The sequence below is a fragment of the Pseudomonas sp. P5_B2 genome (assembly GCF_056400445.1).
This window is the reverse complement of record NZ_JBFULH010000001.1, coordinates 1-14,776: the sequence shown is the minus strand read 5'-3', so window position 1 is coordinate 14,776 and position 14,776 is coordinate 1. Positions and strand designations below refer to the sequence as shown.

General features: G+C 60.1%; 18 protein-coding genes and 1 other RNA gene. 12 read left to right on the top strand and 7 right to left on the bottom strand.

The genetic code is table 11. From position 1 onward, the window contains the following. Nucleotides 1-70: 70 nt before the first annotated feature. The gene (locus AC1DRJ_RS00095) at nucleotides 71-742 is read left to right on the top strand and encodes a gamma-glutamylcyclotransferase (protein WP_477800239.1); all 672 of its coding nucleotides are present in this window, start codon (nucleotides 71-73) and stop codon (nucleotides 740-742) included. Nucleotides 743-838: 96 nt separating this feature from the next. On the opposite strand, the gene AC1DRJ_RS00090 is transcribed toward AC1DRJ_RS00095, so the two are convergent. Further along, complete coding sequence (locus tag AC1DRJ_RS00090) at nucleotides 839-1,816, bottom strand: NADPH:quinone oxidoreductase family protein (RefSeq protein WP_477800238.1); 978 nt, start codon at nucleotides 1,814-1,816, stop codon at nucleotides 839-841. A 150-nt stretch (nucleotides 1,817-1,966) separates the two neighbouring features. Here AC1DRJ_RS00090 and AC1DRJ_RS00085 point away from each other — a divergent pair, with 150 nt between their 5' ends. Next, nucleotides 1,967-2,374 carry a flagellar basal body-associated protein FliL gene (locus tag AC1DRJ_RS00085; protein ID WP_477800237.1) on the top strand — a complete coding sequence of 136 codons (408 nt, stop codon included), beginning with the start codon at nucleotides 1,967-1,969 and terminating at the stop codon, nucleotides 2,372-2,374. 114 nt (nucleotides 2,375-2,488) lie between these two features. Here the strand turns inward: AC1DRJ_RS00085 and AC1DRJ_RS00080 are convergent, their stop codons facing one another. Further along, nucleotides 2,489-2,941: an EVE domain-containing protein gene (locus tag AC1DRJ_RS00080; protein WP_477800236.1), complete on the bottom strand. Its 453-nt coding sequence runs from the start codon at nucleotides 2,939-2,941 to the stop codon at nucleotides 2,489-2,491. Between the two features lie 198 nt (nucleotides 2,942-3,139). Between AC1DRJ_RS00080 and AC1DRJ_RS00075 the strand changes: the two genes are divergently transcribed. Then, nucleotides 3,140-3,292: a hypothetical protein gene (locus tag AC1DRJ_RS00075; RefSeq protein ID WP_477800235.1), complete on the top strand. Its 153-nt coding sequence runs from the start codon at nucleotides 3,140-3,142 to the stop codon at nucleotides 3,290-3,292. A gap of 35 nt (nucleotides 3,293-3,327) precedes the next feature. On the opposite strand, the gene AC1DRJ_RS00070 is transcribed toward AC1DRJ_RS00075, so the two are convergent. The 4 genes from AC1DRJ_RS00070 to AC1DRJ_RS00055 form a co-directional block, all read right to left on the bottom strand. Next, nucleotides 3,328-3,933 carry a 5-formyltetrahydrofolate cyclo-ligase gene (locus AC1DRJ_RS00070; protein ID WP_477800234.1) on the bottom strand — a complete coding sequence of 202 codons (606 nt, stop codon included), beginning with the start codon at nucleotides 3,931-3,933 and terminating at the stop codon, nucleotides 3,328-3,330. Between the two features lie 86 nt (nucleotides 3,934-4,019). Next, a non-coding RNA gene (ssrS, locus tag AC1DRJ_RS00065) (6S RNA) lies at nucleotides 4,020-4,198 on the bottom strand. A gap of 30 nt (nucleotides 4,199-4,228) precedes the next feature. Next, nucleotides 4,229-4,546, bottom strand: a complete 318-nt coding sequence (locus AC1DRJ_RS00060; RefSeq protein ID WP_201190290.1) for a cell division protein ZapA — start codon at nucleotides 4,544-4,546, stop codon at nucleotides 4,229-4,231. Next, nucleotides 4,543-4,752, bottom strand: a complete 210-nt coding sequence (locus AC1DRJ_RS00055; protein WP_223517825.1) for a TIGR02449 family protein — start codon at nucleotides 4,750-4,752, stop codon at nucleotides 4,543-4,545. Before AC1DRJ_RS00055 ends, AC1DRJ_RS00060 begins: the two co-directional genes overlap by 4 nt. Before the next feature lie 126 nt (nucleotides 4,753-4,878). Between AC1DRJ_RS00055 and AC1DRJ_RS00050 the strand changes: the two genes are divergently transcribed. The 9 genes from AC1DRJ_RS00050 (at nucleotide 4,879) to gcvH (ending at nucleotide 14,368) form a co-directional block, all read left to right on the top strand. Next, complete coding sequence (locus AC1DRJ_RS00050) at nucleotides 4,879-5,439, top strand: YecA/YgfB family protein (RefSeq protein ID WP_477800233.1); 561 nt, start codon at nucleotides 4,879-4,881, stop codon at nucleotides 5,437-5,439. 27 nt (nucleotides 5,440-5,466) lie between these two features. After that, nucleotides 5,467-6,801: a Xaa-Pro aminopeptidase gene (gene pepP / locus AC1DRJ_RS00045; RefSeq protein ID WP_477800232.1), complete on the top strand. Its 1,335-nt coding sequence runs from the start codon at nucleotides 5,467-5,469 to the stop codon at nucleotides 6,799-6,801. Continuing rightward, the gene (gene ubiH, locus AC1DRJ_RS00040) at nucleotides 6,798-7,985 is read left to right on the top strand and encodes a 2-octaprenyl-6-methoxyphenyl hydroxylase (RefSeq protein ID WP_477800231.1); all 1,188 of its coding nucleotides are present in this window, start codon (nucleotides 6,798-6,800) and stop codon (nucleotides 7,983-7,985) included. The genes pepP and ubiH overlap by 4 nt, the downstream gene beginning before the upstream one ends. After that, on the top strand, nucleotides 7,978-8,463 hold the full coding sequence (locus AC1DRJ_RS00035) for a DUF4442 domain-containing protein (RefSeq protein ID WP_477800230.1): 486 nt from the start codon (nucleotides 7,978-7,980) through the stop codon (nucleotides 8,461-8,463). The genes ubiH and AC1DRJ_RS00035 overlap by 8 nt, the downstream gene beginning before the upstream one ends. 9 nt (nucleotides 8,464-8,472) lie before the next feature. Further along, entirely contained in the window at nucleotides 8,473-9,690 is a 1,218-nt protein-coding gene (locus AC1DRJ_RS00030; protein ID WP_477800299.1) for a 2-octaprenyl-3-methyl-6-methoxy-1,4-benzoquinol hydroxylase, read from the top strand. Between the two features lie 267 nt (nucleotides 9,691-9,957). Further along, nucleotides 9,958-10,959, top strand: a complete 1,002-nt coding sequence (locus AC1DRJ_RS00025) for an extracellular solute-binding protein (RefSeq protein WP_477800229.1) — start codon at nucleotides 9,958-9,960, stop codon at nucleotides 10,957-10,959. Between the two features lie 119 nt (nucleotides 10,960-11,078). Beyond that, on the top strand, nucleotides 11,079-12,695 hold the full coding sequence (locus AC1DRJ_RS00020) for an ABC transporter permease (RefSeq protein ID WP_477800228.1): 1,617 nt from the start codon (nucleotides 11,079-11,081) through the stop codon (nucleotides 12,693-12,695). Nucleotides 12,696-12,851: 156 nt separating this feature from the next. Next, the gene (gene gcvT / locus AC1DRJ_RS00015) at nucleotides 12,852-13,934 is read left to right on the top strand and encodes a glycine cleavage system aminomethyltransferase GcvT (protein WP_477800227.1); all 1,083 of its coding nucleotides are present in this window, start codon (nucleotides 12,852-12,854) and stop codon (nucleotides 13,932-13,934) included. 50 nt (nucleotides 13,935-13,984) lie between these two features. Next, nucleotides 13,985-14,368, top strand: a complete 384-nt coding sequence (gene gcvH, locus AC1DRJ_RS00010; RefSeq protein WP_310333424.1) for a glycine cleavage system protein GcvH — start codon at nucleotides 13,985-13,987, stop codon at nucleotides 14,366-14,368. 86 nt (nucleotides 14,369-14,454) lie between these two features. Here gcvH and AC1DRJ_RS00005 read toward each other — a convergent pair. Continuing rightward, the coding region (locus AC1DRJ_RS00005; protein WP_477800226.1) for a DegT/DnrJ/EryC1/StrS family aminotransferase at nucleotides 14,455-14,776 on the bottom strand (322 nt) is incomplete at its 5' end.

The following is a 14,776-nucleotide window of genomic DNA, read 5'->3' as shown; positions in this document are numbered from 1 at the left end:
TGCCTTATTGTTACAGCGGTGCGTTCTATTAAGTAATTCATTACCCGCGGGGAGCTGAACGCTAATCGCCATGAGCGCCATTGAATCGGCTTTTCTGAATCCGGCTTACCCTCCACGGCTCGACTTGGGCCCGCAGCTTACGCACGAGCAGTTGCTCGGCTCGATGCAGTCGACCATGGCGCGCCACAAGGGCGGGCCTGTCTGGTTGTTCGCTTACGGTTCATTGATCTGGCGTCCAGAGTGCACCGCGGTGGAGCGCGTTCGCGGGCGGGTGCATGGTTACCATCGGGGTTTGTACCTGTGGTCTCACGAACATCGCGGCACACCGGAAATGCCTGGCCTGGTGTTTGGCCTGGATCGTGGTGGCTCTTGCAGCGGCTTCGCTTATCGTTTGCCCGAAGAACAACTCGAAGCCTCGCTTTACGCACTGTGGCAGCGCGAAATGCCAGTCCCCTCCTATCGCCCACACTGGCTCAACTGCCGTCTCGAAGACGGAAATCAGGTTCAGGCATTGGGATTTGTTTTGGAGCGGCACCTGCCCAGCTATGCCGGCAACTTGCCGGATCATGTGCTGAGCCAAGTGTTCGAAAGCGCTTGCGGGCGGTATGGCACCACTCGCGATTATGTCGAGCAGACGGCGCATGCCCTGCGTACCCACGCCATGCCGGACCGAAATCTGGAGGCGCGCCTCAAACGCTGCAAATCAACGTCCGATCAGGCAATCGCTGCTTCGCGGGTCTGACGGGCGGTTTGTGTGAGGCTCCAAAACGCCATAGCCCGCAAACAAGCGGCTACCAGTAAAAATGCGGTCTGGATAATTCAGACCGCATTTTCAGGCTCAGCGAACCTGAACCACCACTTTTCCGACCGCCTTGCGCTGGCCAAGATCATTGATCGCCTGTGCCGCATTGCTCAACGGATACACCTGCGACACTAACGGCTTCAATTTGCCCTCGGCAAACCAGCCAAACAACTGCTGGAAATTCGCCGCGTTGTCCTGAGGCTGGCGTTGGGCAAAAGAACCCCAGAACACGCCGACCACGGCGGCACCTTTGAGCAGCGCCAGGTTCACGGGAAATTCCGGAATGCGTCCGCTGGCGAAGCCGACCACCAGCAGGCGGCCGTTCCAGGCGATGGCGCGCACGGCCTGGTCAAACAGGTCGCCGCCGACCGGGTCGTAGATCACGTCGGCGCCCTGGCCGTCGGTGAGGCGTTTGATCTCCTCCTTGAGGCTGGCTTCGCTGTAGTTGATCAGTTCATCGGCACCGGCAGCCTTGGCCACCGCAAGTTTTTCGGCGCTGCTGGCGGCGGCGATCACGCGGGCACCCATGGCTTTGCCGATTTCCACAGCGGCCAGCCCCACACCGCCGGAAGCCCCAAGCACCAGCAGGGTTTCGCCGGGTTGCAGATTGGCGCGTTGCTTGAGGGCATGCATCGAGGTGCCGTAGGTCATGCTGAAAGCGGCGGCGGTGTTGAAGTCCATCGACGGTGGGATCGGCAGCACGTTGTAACCCGGCACAGCGACCTGTTCGGCGAAGCTGCCCCAGCCGGTCAGCGCCATGACTCGATCACCGACCTTGAGGTGGCTGACTTTTTCACCCACTGCACTGACCACGCCGGCCGCTTCACCGCCCGGTGAAAACGGGAAGGGCGGTTTGAACTGGTACTTGCCCTCGATGATCAGCGTGTCCGGGAAATTGACCCCGGCGGCGTGCACGTCCAGCAGGATTTCATTCTTCTTGGCGACAGGGCTGGCGACGTCTTCCAGCACCAGCGATTCGGCAGGGCCGAAGGCTTTGCACAGCACGGCTTTCATCAGGGCTATTCCTTTGGGAGTGATGGCCGATAAGTGTAAGTGTGTGAGTCAATGGGTCAACGAGCATGCCCGACCCTGATAGTCAGCCATAAGCTTGTGCTTGAGCGGCGGGTCGTTATGCTAGCCCGCAAACCGGATAAGGAGCGAATTGTGAAAGCGTGGATCATGTTGTTGGCCGCCCTGTCTCTGCCTGTGGCAGCGATGGCCGAAGAAGCCAAAGAAGGTGAAGCTCCGAAGGTCAATTACATCACCCTCAGCCCACCATTCGTGGGCAACTACGGGCTTGACGGTACGCCCAAGCTCAAGGTGTACAAGGCTGATGTGGCCTTGCGCGTGACCGGTGAGGATGCCGCCAAAGCGGTGAAAGCCAACGAGCCGCTGATTCGTAATCAGCTGGTGGCGTTGTTTGCTCAGCAGACGACCGAGACGATGAGCAACGTTGAAGCCAAGGAAAAGCTGCGGCAGGAAGCCCTGAAACAGACTCAGCAGGTGATGAACGACGAAACCGGCAAGCCGGTGGTTGAGGATTTGTTGTTCAACAACCTCATCATTCAATAAGATTTTTGTTGGCCGCAATGGCCCCTTCGCGAGCAAGCCCGCTCCCACATTAGACCGCGATCAAATGTGGGAGCGGGCTTGCTCGCGAAGGCGGTCTTTCAAGCACCGCTTGGCTCAAGGCTTAAGTGCGATAACCACCGCCCACTGCTCCGCCGTAACCGGCATCACCGACAATCTCGAACCCTTTTGCACCAACGGCATCTCCGCCAACGCGGTCTGCTGCTTCAAATAATCCAGCTTCAACACTTTGGCAAACGTCTCGACATGCGCCACATCGATCGCGCTCCAGGCGTTTTTCTCGGCGGTGGCCTTCGGATCGTAGTAATGACTCTCCGGCTCCAGCGCCGTCGGGTCCGGGTACGCCGCTTCAACAATTTTTCCAATCCCGGCAATTCCCGGCTCCGGGCAGCTGGAGTGATAGAAGAAAAACTCGTCACCCACCGCCATGGACCGCAAAAAGTTACGCGCCTGATAGTTGCGAACCCCGTCCCAGCGCGCTCGGCCAAGCTTCTCCAGACCTTTGATCGAGAGTTCGTCGGGCTCGGATTTCATCAGCCAATAGGCCATGGTTTTTGCTCCTTGCGAATTGGGCGGAGAGATTGTGAGGCCATTTTATGACAAACCGACAGTCGGTTGACGCCAGCGTTTGCGTGTCAGTTCTCGTTGTCGCAAAATGCCGGCCTTCTTAGCTTGACGCTGCTGCACGGCCTACACCTACAACGGAACCGCTGCTGTCATCGTGTTGATGTGCCTTGGGGGCAATCGATGAAACGCAAACCGGATTTACTCTGGATATTGGTTATTTTGTTCGGCCTCGGTGTCGTAACCACTGGTTATGCCCAAAGTCTGTGGAACAACAAGACTGACGCTCCGATCGAAATCGCCCAGCAACAACAGCCGTCGCCCTTCATGCGCTAAACCTGTCTTTTGGACGCCGCTGATTGCAGTGGCGTCTAGTCTGCGAAATACCACGCCTTGTCTGTCACCGTTCCTTGCAGCGGCACATCCCAGCTCGCCTGAGCCAATCGTTCGACTTTCTGACATTCATGGGCCAGCCCCAGCAGCGTCGGCTTGCGCCATGTTTTGCGGCGCGCCAGATAGGCCAGGCTTCGGTCGTAGAAGCCGCCGCCCATTCCAAGCCGCCCGCCGACATCGTCAAATCCAACCAATGGCAAGAGCACGAGATCCAGCGTCCAAACCTTGCGCTGTCGAGCAAGGTTGGCTCGGGGTTCGAGAATACGGAAACGGTTGGGTTGGAGTTTTTCGCCTGGGCGAATTCGCTGGAATACCATTTTGGTTCGCGGCCAGGCACTGAGCACCGGCAGATATGTCGCCTTGCCCCGACGTTGAGCGGCTCGCAGCAATACGCGCGGGTCGATTTCACCGTCGGTCGGCAAGTACAGGGATATGTGTTTGGCACGGCGAAACAGCGGCTGTTGGGCCAGTTGCCTGTACAACCCGCGAGAAGCCTGGCGCTGCTGACTGGAGGTCAGTGCGCGGCGGGCCTTGCGCAGCATGCGTCGAAGTTGCGGGCGGGGAAGCAGCGCAGGTTCGGTCATGGATTCAGGCTTCGACAGGACAAGTACGCAAAGCGTACCCGTAAAAAAGCCGATGCCGGTAATTAAACCGGCATCGGATTGGAATCAGGCTCCCCGGATGAACCGCTGCTGACTTAGCCCTTGAACCCGAAAGTTCAAGGTGGAAGATGCAGTAGGCTTTAAGGCTTTCCGTCTAGCGGACATGCACACCAGCCCAACGTGCAGCCTCCAGGGTAGTGCGAATCGGCTCAGGGACGTGGTCAACTGGCAAGCACCCCAGGGAGTGATGCGAGTATAACCCAAGCGGTTCCACGAATCAGCCCTTGGTGACATCCGGATCGGTGGCGAGCACTAGATCGACGCGGTCCAGCAGGTCGCGAACCTGTTCGCGGGTCGAGCCGTTGGCCTGTACGTCCGGCCTTTCTTCCTTGTGCAGCAGGTCGTGCGTGATGTTCAGCGCCGCCATTACGGCAATGCGGTCGGCGCCGATGACTTTGCCGCTACTGCGGATTTCACGCATTTTGCCGTCCAGATAACGGGCGGCGCTCACCAGATTGCTGCGCTCTTCCTGCGGGCAAATGATCGAATATTCTTTGTCGAGGATCTGCACGGTAACGCTATTGCTTGAACTCATGAGTCTTGCTCCAGGGCTTTGAGGCGCGAAATCATCGATTCAACCTTACGCCGGGCGATTTCGTTTTTTTCAATGAGGTGCGCGCGTTCCTCGCGCCAGGTCTTTTCCTGAGCTAGTAAGAGTCCATTTTGACTCTTTAGTTGCTCGACTCGGCTAATTAGCAGTTCGAGTCTAGCCATCAGCGCTTGCAGGTCGGTGTCGTCCATAGTGTCCACATAGAGAGTCTGATGGGTGGTAACTGGCGGACAGCCTTTAATAGTCTTGGCGAGTCTGTCGATGTAGGATACAAGGCCTTCATTCTAGACATAGCGCCGTCTGGCGCCTAGCTGCCCATGACCATTCAGAATTCCCCGTACCAAGCCTTCGCCACCCTGCTGACTTCCAGCGGTCATAATGTCTCGCCTGCCGAACTGCATGGCCTGTTGCTCGGCCGCAGTTGCGCCGGTGCCGGCTTCGATGCCGAAGAGTGGTTGATCGATGCCGCCGAACTGCTGGAAAGCGAACCGCAGGACAACGTCCGCAACGCCTTGATCGGCTTGCAGGCGATGGTCAAGGGCGAGCTCACCGGCGACGACGTGACCGTCGTTCTGCTGCTGCCGACCGACGACGCACCGCTGGCTGACCGTGCTATCGCGCTGGGCCAATGGTGYCAGGGTTTCCTCAGCGGCTTCGGCTTGAACTGCCGGGATAGCAGCATGCTCAGCGCCGAGGCCACCGAAGTGTTGCAGGACCTGGCCGCCATTTCTCAGGTGCAAGATGCCCTGGAAGAGTCCGAAGACGGCGAAAGCGATTACATGGAAGTCATGGAGTACCTGCGTGTGGCTCCACTGCTGCTGTTCTCCGAAACCAAAAAAGCGGACATGCCGCCAGCCGCCAAACCGTCGTTGCACTAATCGCGAGCCAGGAAAAGCCATCTGCCCATGATTCATATCCCGAAATCGGAATACAGCCGTCGCCGCAAGGCCTTGATGGCGCAGATGGAACCCAACAGCATCGCGATCCTGCCCGCCGCCGCAGTGGCCATTCGCAACCGCGACGTCGAGCACGTTTATCGTCAGGACAGCGATTTCCAATACCTCAGCGGTTTCCCCGAGCCTCAGGCAGTTCTCGTGTTGATGCCGGGGCGCGCGCATGGCGAATACATCCTGTTCTGCCGTGAGCGCAACGCCGAGCGAGAGTTGTGGGACGGTCTGCGCGCTGGCCAGGAAGGCGCGATTCGCGACTTTGGTGCCGACGACGCTTTCCCCATCACCGACATCGACGACATCCTGCCGGGCCTGATCGAAGGGCGCGACCGGGTCTATTCGGCCATGGGCAGCAACCCCGAATTCGACCGGCACCTGATGGACTGGATCAACGTGATCCGCTCTAAAGCGCACCTCGGCGCCCAGCCGCCGAACGAATATGTTGCCCTGGATCATCTGCTTCACGACATGCGCCTGTATAAGTCGGCGGCAGAAGTGAAGGTGATGCGTGAAGCCGCACGGATTTCCGCCCGGGCGCACATCCGCGCGATGCAGGCCAGCCGCGCCGGACTGCACGAGTTCAGCCTTGAAGCCGAGCTCGATTACGAGTTCCGCAAGGGCGGGGCGAAGATGCCGGCCTACGGGTCAATCGTTGCCGCGGGACGCAACAGCTGCATCCTGCATTACCAGCAGAATGACGCGGTGCTCAAGGATGGTGACCTGGTGCTGATCGACGCCGGTTGCGAGATTGACTGCTATGCCAGCGACATCACCCGTACCTGGCCAGTCAACGGCAAATATTCACCGGAACAGAAAGCGATCTACGAGTTGGTGCTGGCCTCGCAAGAAGCCGCCTTCGCCGAAATCGCCCCGAACAAACACTGGAATCAGGCCCACGAAGCCACGGTTAAAGTCATAACTGCCGGGCTGGTGAAGCTGGGCCTGTTGCTGGGCGACGTCGACGAATTGATCGCCAGCGAAGCCTATAAAGCTTTTTACATGCACCGCGCCGGTCACTGGCTCGGGATGGATGTGCATGATGTCGGTGAGTACAAGGTCGGTGGCGAATGGCGTGTGCTGGAAGTTGGCATGGCGCTGACGGTGGAGCCGGGGATCTATATTTCCCTGGACAACCAAAACGTGGCGAAGAAATGGCGCGGCATTGGCGTGCGCATTGAGGACGACGTGGTGGTGACCAAAACCGGTTGTGAAATTTTGACCAACGACGTGCCGAAAACGGTCGCCGACATCGAAGCCTTGATGGCGCAAGCACGGACGCAAGCCGCATGAGCCGGGTCAATCTGGCAATCATTGGTGGCGGCCTGGTCGGCGCCAGTCTTGCGTTGGCGTTGCAGGCCGGGGCCAAGGTGCGCGGCTGGAAAATCGTCCTGATCGAGCCATTCGCCCCGGGCGATACCTATCAGCCGAGCTACGACGCTCGCTCCTCGGCGCTGTCCTATGGCGCCAAACAGATTTATCAACGGTTGGGCGTGTGGCAGGAAATCTCCCGCCGCGCCGAGCCGATCAAGCAGATTCATGTGTCCGACCGAGGACGTTTTTCCACCGCTCGGTTATCGGCGATGGAAGAAGGCGTTCCGGCGCTGGGTTATGTGGTGGAAAACGCCTGGCTCGGCCAATGCCTCTGGCAAGGTCTGGACAAGGACGTGGTCACTTGGCGTTGCCCGGCGGAAGTCACGCGCATGGAACCGCTGACCGACGGCTATCGCCTGACCCTCAGTGATGAAACCACCCTGGAATGCGACCTTGCGGTGCTCGCCGATGGCGGCCGTTCGGGCCTGCGCGAGCAACTGGGGATCGGCATCAAGAAGCGTCCGTATAACCAGAGCGCGCTGATCGCCAACATCACCCCGAGCGAAGCGCACAACGGTATGGCCTTCGAGCGTTTCACCGACGACGGCCCGATGGCTTTGCTACCGCTGCCGGAAAACCGCTGCGCGTTGGTCTGGACCCGTCTGGGCATGGACGCACAACGGCTGGCGGCGCTCGATGAAAAAAGTTTTCTCAGCGAGTTGCAGGGGGCGTTCGGTTATCGCCTCGGTACCCTCAAGCAGGTCGGCGCACGGCATCTTTACCCGCTGACGCTGATCGAAGCCGAAGAGCAGGTGCGTCCGCATCTGGCAATTCTCGGCAATRCGGCCCACAGCTTGCACCCGATTGCCGGACAGGGTTTCAACCTGTCGCTGCGCGATGCTCAGGCCTTGGCCGATGCTTTGCTGTCTAGCGAGACCGGGCCGGGGGATTTTGCCACCTTGCAGGCTTATCGCGAGCGCCAGCGTCTGGATCAGAACCTGACCGTGGGCTTCTCCGATCAGGTCACCCGCTTGTTCGGCAGCACCCAGCCGCTGGTGTCGCTGGGGCGCAACCTCGGCTTGCTCGGTCTCGATCTGCTGCCGCCGGCCAAACGCTGGTTTGCCCGGCAGGCAATGGGGTTGGGTACGCGTCCCGATGCTTAAGTGGCTAACGAACACCTTCGGCAAGGCGCGGTTGATGCGTTGTTTCATGTCCTTTTACCCGCCGTACCTGGGCGCCGGGGTTCGGGTGCGGCACATCAGCGATGACTTTCGGGACATCACGGTGTCTATGGGCCTGAGCTGGTACAACCGTAATTACGTGGGCACCCAGTTTGGCGGCAGCCTGTATTCGATGGTCGATCCGTTCTACATGCTGATGCTGATGGAAAACCTCGGGCGCCAGTACATCGTCTGGGACAAAGCTGCCGACATCGATTTCATTTCGCCAGGCAAAGGCCCGGTTTTCGCCAACTTCCGGATCGACGAGACCTTGCTCGACGAGATCCGTCGGCAAACCGCCGATGGCGAAAAATACCTGCCGCAATTGCAGGTCGATATTCACGACGGCGCCGGCACCTTGGTGGCGCGGGTCGAAAAAACCCTTTACGTGCGGCTCAAGCCGCAAGCGAGACAGGCTTAAAGCATGGACATGCGCGCAGATCTGCTGATTGTCGGGGCCGGAATGGTCGGCAGCGCCTTGGCGCTGGCGTTGCAGGACAGCGGGCTGGAAGTCCTGTTGTTGGACGGCAGCCCCCTGAGCGTCAAACCCTTCGATGGCCAGGCGCCGTTCGAACCGCGGGTGAGCGCCTTGTCGGCTGCCAGCCAGCGGATTCTCGAACGCCTGGGTGTGTGGGACGGCATCGTCAAGCGACGCAGCAGTCCTTACACCGACATGCACGTCTGGGACGGCAGCGGCACCGGGCAGATCCATTTCTCGGCTGCCAGTGTGCATGCCGAGGTGCTGGGGCACATCGTCGAGAACCGTGTGGTTCAGGACGCCTTGCTCGACCGCCTTTACGACTGCGACCTCGGGATGCTGGCCAATGCGCGTTTGGAACAGATGCGCCGCTCGGGTGATGACTGGCTGCTGACCCTGGCCGACGGCCGTACGTTGCGCGCACCATTGGTAATTGCGGCGGACGGTGCCAACTCGGCCGTTCGGCGCCTGACCGGCATGGCGACGCGCGAGTGGGACTATATGCACCACGCGATTGTCACCAGTGTGCGCAGCTCCAAACCGCATCAAATGACCGCCTGGCAGCGCTTCACCGACAACGGTCCGCTGGCGTTTTTGCCACTGGAGCGTGATGGCCAGCAGGATTGGTGTTCGATCGTCTGGTCAACCACGCCGAGTGAAGCCGAACGCCTGATGGCGCTGGACGACGACGGCTTCTGCCGAGAGCTTGAGCGCGCCTTTGAAGGCCGACTTGGCACCGTGATCAGTGCTGACCCGCGTTTGTGTGTGCCGCTTCGTCAGCGTCACGCCAAGCGTTATGTGGCCGAAGGCCTGGCACTGATCGGCGACGCGGCGCACACCATTCACCCGCTGGCCGGGCAGGGTGTGAACCTTGGCTTCCTGGATGCCGCTGTGCTGGCCGAAGTGTTGCTGCAAGCGGCGGAACGTGGCGAGCGCTTGGCAGATGTCAAAGTGCTGAGCCGTTACGAGCGGCGGCGCATGCCCCACAACCTGGCGTTGATGGCGGCGATGGAAGGGTTTGAGCGGTTGTTTCAGGCAGATCCGCTGCCGGTGCGCTGGTTGCGCAATGCCGGGTTGAAGATGGTTGAACAGATGCCTGAGGCCAAGGCGTTGTTTGTGCGTGAGGCGCTTGGACTGACTGGAGATTTGCCGGCTCTAGCCAAGGCCTGAAGCGAACATGGCCCTGTGGTGAGGGGGCTTGTCGGAACGCCGCATCGCCCCGTTCGAGCGCGAAGCGGTCGCAATTCGGTTGACTCATTTTAGATTTAAGGATTGCTGGGGCTGCTTCGCAGCCCAACGGGGGCAAGCCCCCTCGCCACAATAGCCCGTACCAGCGGTGATGCAACATCTGGTAACTCCTCCACAAACTGATCGATTGAGATGCCAAATGTGATTCCTTATCATTTGTCCTCACTTTTTCATCGAGAGATCGCTCCCATGTTACCGAAGTGTCTACTGGCCGCACTCGCCCTGACCCTGATTGGCAGCACCGCCGCCCAGGCCGCTGACGAGGTGGTGGTTTACTCCTCGCGTATCGACGAGCTGATCAAACCGGTCTTCGATGCCTACACCGCCAAAACCGGGGTGAAGGTGAAGTTCATCACCGACAAGGAAGCGCCGCTGATGCAGCGGATCAAGGCCGAGGGCGAGAACGCCACCGCCGACCTGCTGCTGACAGTCGATGCCGGTAACCTGTGGCAGGCCGAGCAAATGGGTATCCTGCAGCCGTTCACTTCCCCAGTGGTCGATGCCAATATTCCGCAGCAATACCGCGCGTCCTCCCATGCCTGGACCGGCCTGAGCCTGCGGGCGCGGACCATCGCTTATTCCACGGATCGAGTGAAGCCGGGCGAACTGACCACTTACGAAGCACTGGCCGACAAGAACTGGGAAGGGCGCCTGTGCCTGCGCACAGCGAAGAAGGTCTACAACCAGTCCCTGACGGCCACCATGATCGAAGTCCACGGCGCCGAAAAAACCGAGAAGATCCTCAAGGGCTGGGTGAGCAACCTGTCCACCGACGTGTTCTCGGATGACGTCGCGGTACTGGAAGCGATCAATGCGGGTCAGTGCGATGTGGGCATCGTCAACACCTACTACTACGGTCGCCTGCACAAGCAAAAGCCTGACCTGGGCGTGAAGCTGTTCTGGCCAAACCAGGCTGATCGCGGTGTGCACGTCAACCTGTCAGGTATCGGCCTGACCAAACACGCTCCGCACCCGGAAGCAGCCAAGGCGCTGGTGGAATGGATGACCACCCCTGAAGCGCAGAAAATCTTCGCCGACGTGAATCAGGAGTTCCCGGCCAACCCGGCGGTAGCGCCTTCGGAAGAAGTCGCGGCCTGGGGCAAGTTCGTGGCTGACACGCTGCCAGTGGAAGTGGCCGGCAAGCGTCAGGCGGAAGCGATCCGCATGATGGATCGCGCTGGCTGGAACTGACCGCGCTGCTGATCGTTCCCACGCGCTGCGTGGGAATGCATCCCCCGACGCTCCGCGTCGAAGCGTGACGCAGAGCGTGGGCACAATCATGTCTAGATTCACACGTCTGAGAATTTTCCGTGGCCCACCCCGCCCAACGCCGCTGGTATCCCCTGGTCTTCGCCATCGCTGCGCTGGTCTTGTTGCCCCTCAGCGTTTTACTGCTGTCATGGCAAACCATCGATCAACAGATCTGGTCCCACCTCTGGGACACGCAGATGCCGCGCCTTTTGGGCAATACGCTGACCCTGATACTGGGCGTCGGTGTCGGCGTTACCTTGCTGGGCGTCAGCCTTGCCTGGCTCACCAGTCTCTGCGAGTTTCCCGGTCGGCGCTGGCTGGACTGGGCGCTGATGCTGCCGTTTGCGATTCCGGCCTACGTGCTGGCCTTTGTCTTCGTCGGCCTGCTCGATTTCGCTGGTCCCGTGCAAACACTGATGCGCGAATGGTTTGGCAGCGGCCTGAGGCTGCCGCGCGTACGCTCCACCGGCGGTGTCATTCTTGTGCTGGTGTTGGTTTTCTACCCCTACGTCTATCTCCTGGCCCGTACCGCGTTCCTCGCTCAGGGCAAAGGCCTGATGGAAGCGGCCCGGGTGCTCGGTCAATCCCCGTGGCAGGCGTTCTGGCGAGTGGCCTTGCCGATGGCTCGCCCGGCCATCGGCGCGGGCGTAGCGTTGGCGTTGATGGAAACCCTGGCCGATTTCGGTGCGGTGTCGGTGTTCAACTTCGACACGTTCACCACCGCCATCTACAAAACCTGGTACGGATTCTTCAGCCTTTCCACAGCAGCACAACTGGCCAGCCTGTTGCTGTTGGTGGTGATGGTGGTGCTGTACGGCGAGCGTCGCGCTCGCGGGGCCAACCGGGCGAGTAATGAACGGCCGCGGGTCAAGGCGCTTTATCACCTGCGCGGGGTCAAGGCGCTGGCGGCCATGAGTTGGTGCGGCTTGGTGTTTGCCTGTGCGTTCGTCATCCCGGTGCTGCAACTGGTGGTGTGGTTCTGGCAGCGCGGACGACTGGATCTGGACGAACGTTACACAGGGCTGATCCTTCATACCTTGTACCTGGGCGGCATGGCGGCATTGATCACGGTCAGCGTTGCTTTGGTGCTGGCCTTCGCCCGACGCCTGGCACCGACTCGCGTGATCCGCTCCGGCATCAGCCTGGCCAATCTCGGCTACGCTTTACCGGGCTCGGTGTTGGCGGTGTCGATCATGTTGGCGTTCAGTTACCTGGATCGCGAGCTGGTGATCCCGTTGTCCGGCTGGCTCGGTGGCGCCGGCAAACCCTTGCTGCTGGGCAGTCTGTCGGCGTTGTTGCTGGCCTATCTGGTGCGTTTTATCGCAGTGGCTTACGGGCCACTGGAAAGCAGCCTGGCGCGTATACGGCCATCTTTGCCCGAAGCAGCACGTAGTCTTGGCGTCAGTGGGCCGCGACTGTTTTTCAAGGTGTATCTGCCCTTGTTGTTGCCGGGTACGTTGAGCGCCGCGTTGCTGGTGTTTGTCGATGTGCTCAAGGAAATGCCCGCGACCCTGCTGATGCGCCCGTTTGGCTGGGACACGCTGGCCGTTCGGATCTTTGAAATGACCAGTGAAGGTGAGTGGGCGAGGGCATCTTTGCCTGCGCTGACTCTGGTGTTGGTCGGGCTGTTGCCGGTCATCGGATTGATTCGACGATCGGCGCATCGAAACAGCTAGGTGCCAGTCCTACACCTTGCGGCTACAATGCGCGGCATTCGGTGCGGTCCGTCTGAAAGACCCGGTAGCTGATATCGGCTGGGAGCCTTCTACTTCAAGGTTTTCACCCCGTGCAGCACCGGTCCGCACCCTCGCCACGCCCGGAAGGAGAAACCCATGGGACAGCGTACGCCTCTGTATGACCTTCATCTTGCCCTCGGCGCGAAGATGGTCGATTTTGGCGGTTGGGATATGCCTCTGCATTACGGCTCGCAGGTCGAGGAACACCATCAGGTGCGCCGCGATTGCGGGGTTTTCGATGTATCCCACATGACCGTGATCGATATCAGCGGCCCCCAGGCCAAGGCCTGGCTCCAGCACTTGCTGGCCAATGATGTCGAGCGCCTGCACAGCCCCGGCCGTGCCTTGTACAGCACCATGCTCAATGAGCGCGGCGGCATCGTCGACGATATGATCGTCTATCGCCTCGACGATGGTTATCGCCTGGTTTTCAACGCCTCCACCCGCAATCAGGATCTCGCCTGGATGCAGGCTCACCTCGATGGTTTCGATGTGCAGCTCAACGAGCGCTCAGAGCTGGCGATGCTGGCCATTCAGGGCCCTCAGGCCAGACAAAAAATCTGCGAGCTGGTGTCCCAGGCCCGCAGCAACCTGATCCAGTTACTCAAGCCGTTCGAAGGCCAGCCAGAAGGTGACTGGTACATCGCGCGTACGGGTTACACCGGCGAAGACGGTCTGGAAATCGTCATGCCGGCCGATCAGGCCCCGGGGTTTTTCAACGATCTGGTCGGCGCGGGTATTTCCCCCATCGGCCTGGGTGCGCGGGATACCTTGCGGGTCGAAGCCGGCATGAACCTGTACGGCCAGGACATTCATCAGGATGTATCGCCGCTGGCCTCCAATATGGCCTGGAGCATTGCCTGGGAACCGGCCACTCGCCAGTTCATCGGGCGTACGGCCCTGGAAGCCGAACGGGCCGGTGGCGTGCAGCACAAACTGGTGGGGTTGGTCCTTGAGGAGCGAGGAGTTTTGCGCGCTCATCAAGTGGTCCGCATCGCCAATGTTGGCGAAGGGGAGATCACCAGTGGTAGTTTCTCTCCTACGCTAAGCAAGTCGATAGCACTGGCGCGCGTGCCGATGGCAACTGCCGACCGCGCCGAAGTGGAAATCCGTGGCAAGTGGTACCCGGTCCGAGTGGTCAAGCCGACCTTCGTGCGCCACGGCAAAACCTTGATCTAACATTTTTTGGCGGACTGAAACCGCTGACATTTTTCTTGAGGACACAGAACATGAGCGATATTCCTGCCGACCTGCGTTTTGCCGAAAGTCACGAATGGGCCCGCCTGGAAGCCGACGGCACCGTCACCGTGGGCATCAGCGATCACGCGCAGGAAGCGCTGGGTGATGTGGTGTTCGTGGAGCTGACTGAAGTTGGCAATGTGTTTGCTGCCGAAGATCAAGCCGGTGTAGTTGAGTCGGTTAAAGCCGCCTCCGATATCTACTCCCCGATTGCCGGTGAAGTGATAGCGATCAACGAAGAATTGAGCGCCAACCCGGAACTGCTCAACACCGACCCGTACGGCGCGTGGATCTTCAAGCTCAAGCCAAGCAACACCGCTGACCTGGAAAAGCTGCTCGACGCGGCAGGCTACAAGGCTGCCATCGGCGAATAACGTTGCTCTTGTAGGAGCCTGGCTTGCCCGCGATGGCGTCTTCGAAAACACCATCGCGGGCAAGCCGTGCTCCTACAAGGAACGATTCAAGGCTTTAGAACAGCCTTGACTGCCGCCACCGCACGCTCGACATCCGCTTTGCTCATGGCCGTGAACATCGGCAACGAGACAATCAGGCGGCCGACCCGCTCGGCAACCGGGAACATGCCCTCCTTGAAACCGCGCTCGCGGTAAAGGCTCAGCAGGTGAATCGGCGGGTAGTGATAGCCGACACCGACGCCCAATGCCTGCATCTGCTCCATGAAGGCAGCCCGTGCCGGCTGGCCATCCCCGCGCTCCGGCAGCACCAGCTGGAACAAATGCCAGTTGCTGTTCTCGAAATCCGCCGGGGGCAGTTGAGCCCCGTAG

Coding starts and splice junctions, on each gene's coding strand:
- AC1DRJ_RS00035 (WP_477800230.1), top strand. CDS start 7,978: ATGCTTAAGTGGCTAACGAACACCTTCGGCAAGGCGCGGTTGATGCGT.
- AC1DRJ_RS00075 (WP_477800235.1), top strand. CDS start 3,140: ATGAAACGCAAACCGGATTTACTCTGGATATTGGTTATTTTGTTCGGC.
- AC1DRJ_RS00070 (WP_477800234.1), bottom strand. CDS start 3,933: ATGACCGAACCTGCGCTGCTTCCCCGCCCGCAACTTCGACGCATGCTG.
- AC1DRJ_RS00030 (WP_477800299.1), top strand. CDS start 8,473: ATGCGCGCAGATCTGCTGATTGTCGGGGCCGGAATGGTCGGCAGCGCC.
- gcvH (WP_310333424.1), top strand. CDS start 13,985: ATGAGCGATATTCCTGCCGACCTGCGTTTTGCCGAAAGTCACGAATGG.
- pepP (WP_477800232.1), top strand. CDS start 5,467: ATGATTCATATCCCGAAATCGGAATACAGCCGTCGCCGCAAGGCCTTG.
- AC1DRJ_RS00025 (WP_477800229.1), top strand. CDS start 9,958: ATGTTACCGAAGTGTCTACTGGCCGCACTCGCCCTGACCCTGATTGGC.
- AC1DRJ_RS00080 (WP_477800236.1), bottom strand. CDS start 2,941: ATGGCCTATTGGCTGATGAAATCCGAGCCCGACGAACTCTCGATCAAA.
- AC1DRJ_RS00095 (WP_477800239.1), top strand. CDS start 71: ATGAGCGCCATTGAATCGGCTTTTCTGAATCCGGCTTACCCTCCACGG.
- AC1DRJ_RS00055 (WP_223517825.1), bottom strand. CDS start 4,752: ATGGACGACACCGACCTGCAAGCGCTGATGGCTAGACTCGAACTGCTA.
- AC1DRJ_RS00060 (WP_201190290.1), bottom strand. CDS start 4,546: ATGAGTTCAAGCAATAGCGTTACCGTGCAGATCCTCGACAAAGAATAT.
- gcvT (WP_477800227.1), top strand. CDS start 12,852: ATGGGACAGCGTACGCCTCTGTATGACCTTCATCTTGCCCTCGGCGCG.
- AC1DRJ_RS00090 (WP_477800238.1), bottom strand. CDS start 1,816: ATGAAAGCCGTGCTGTGCAAAGCCTTCGGCCCTGCCGAATCGCTGGTG.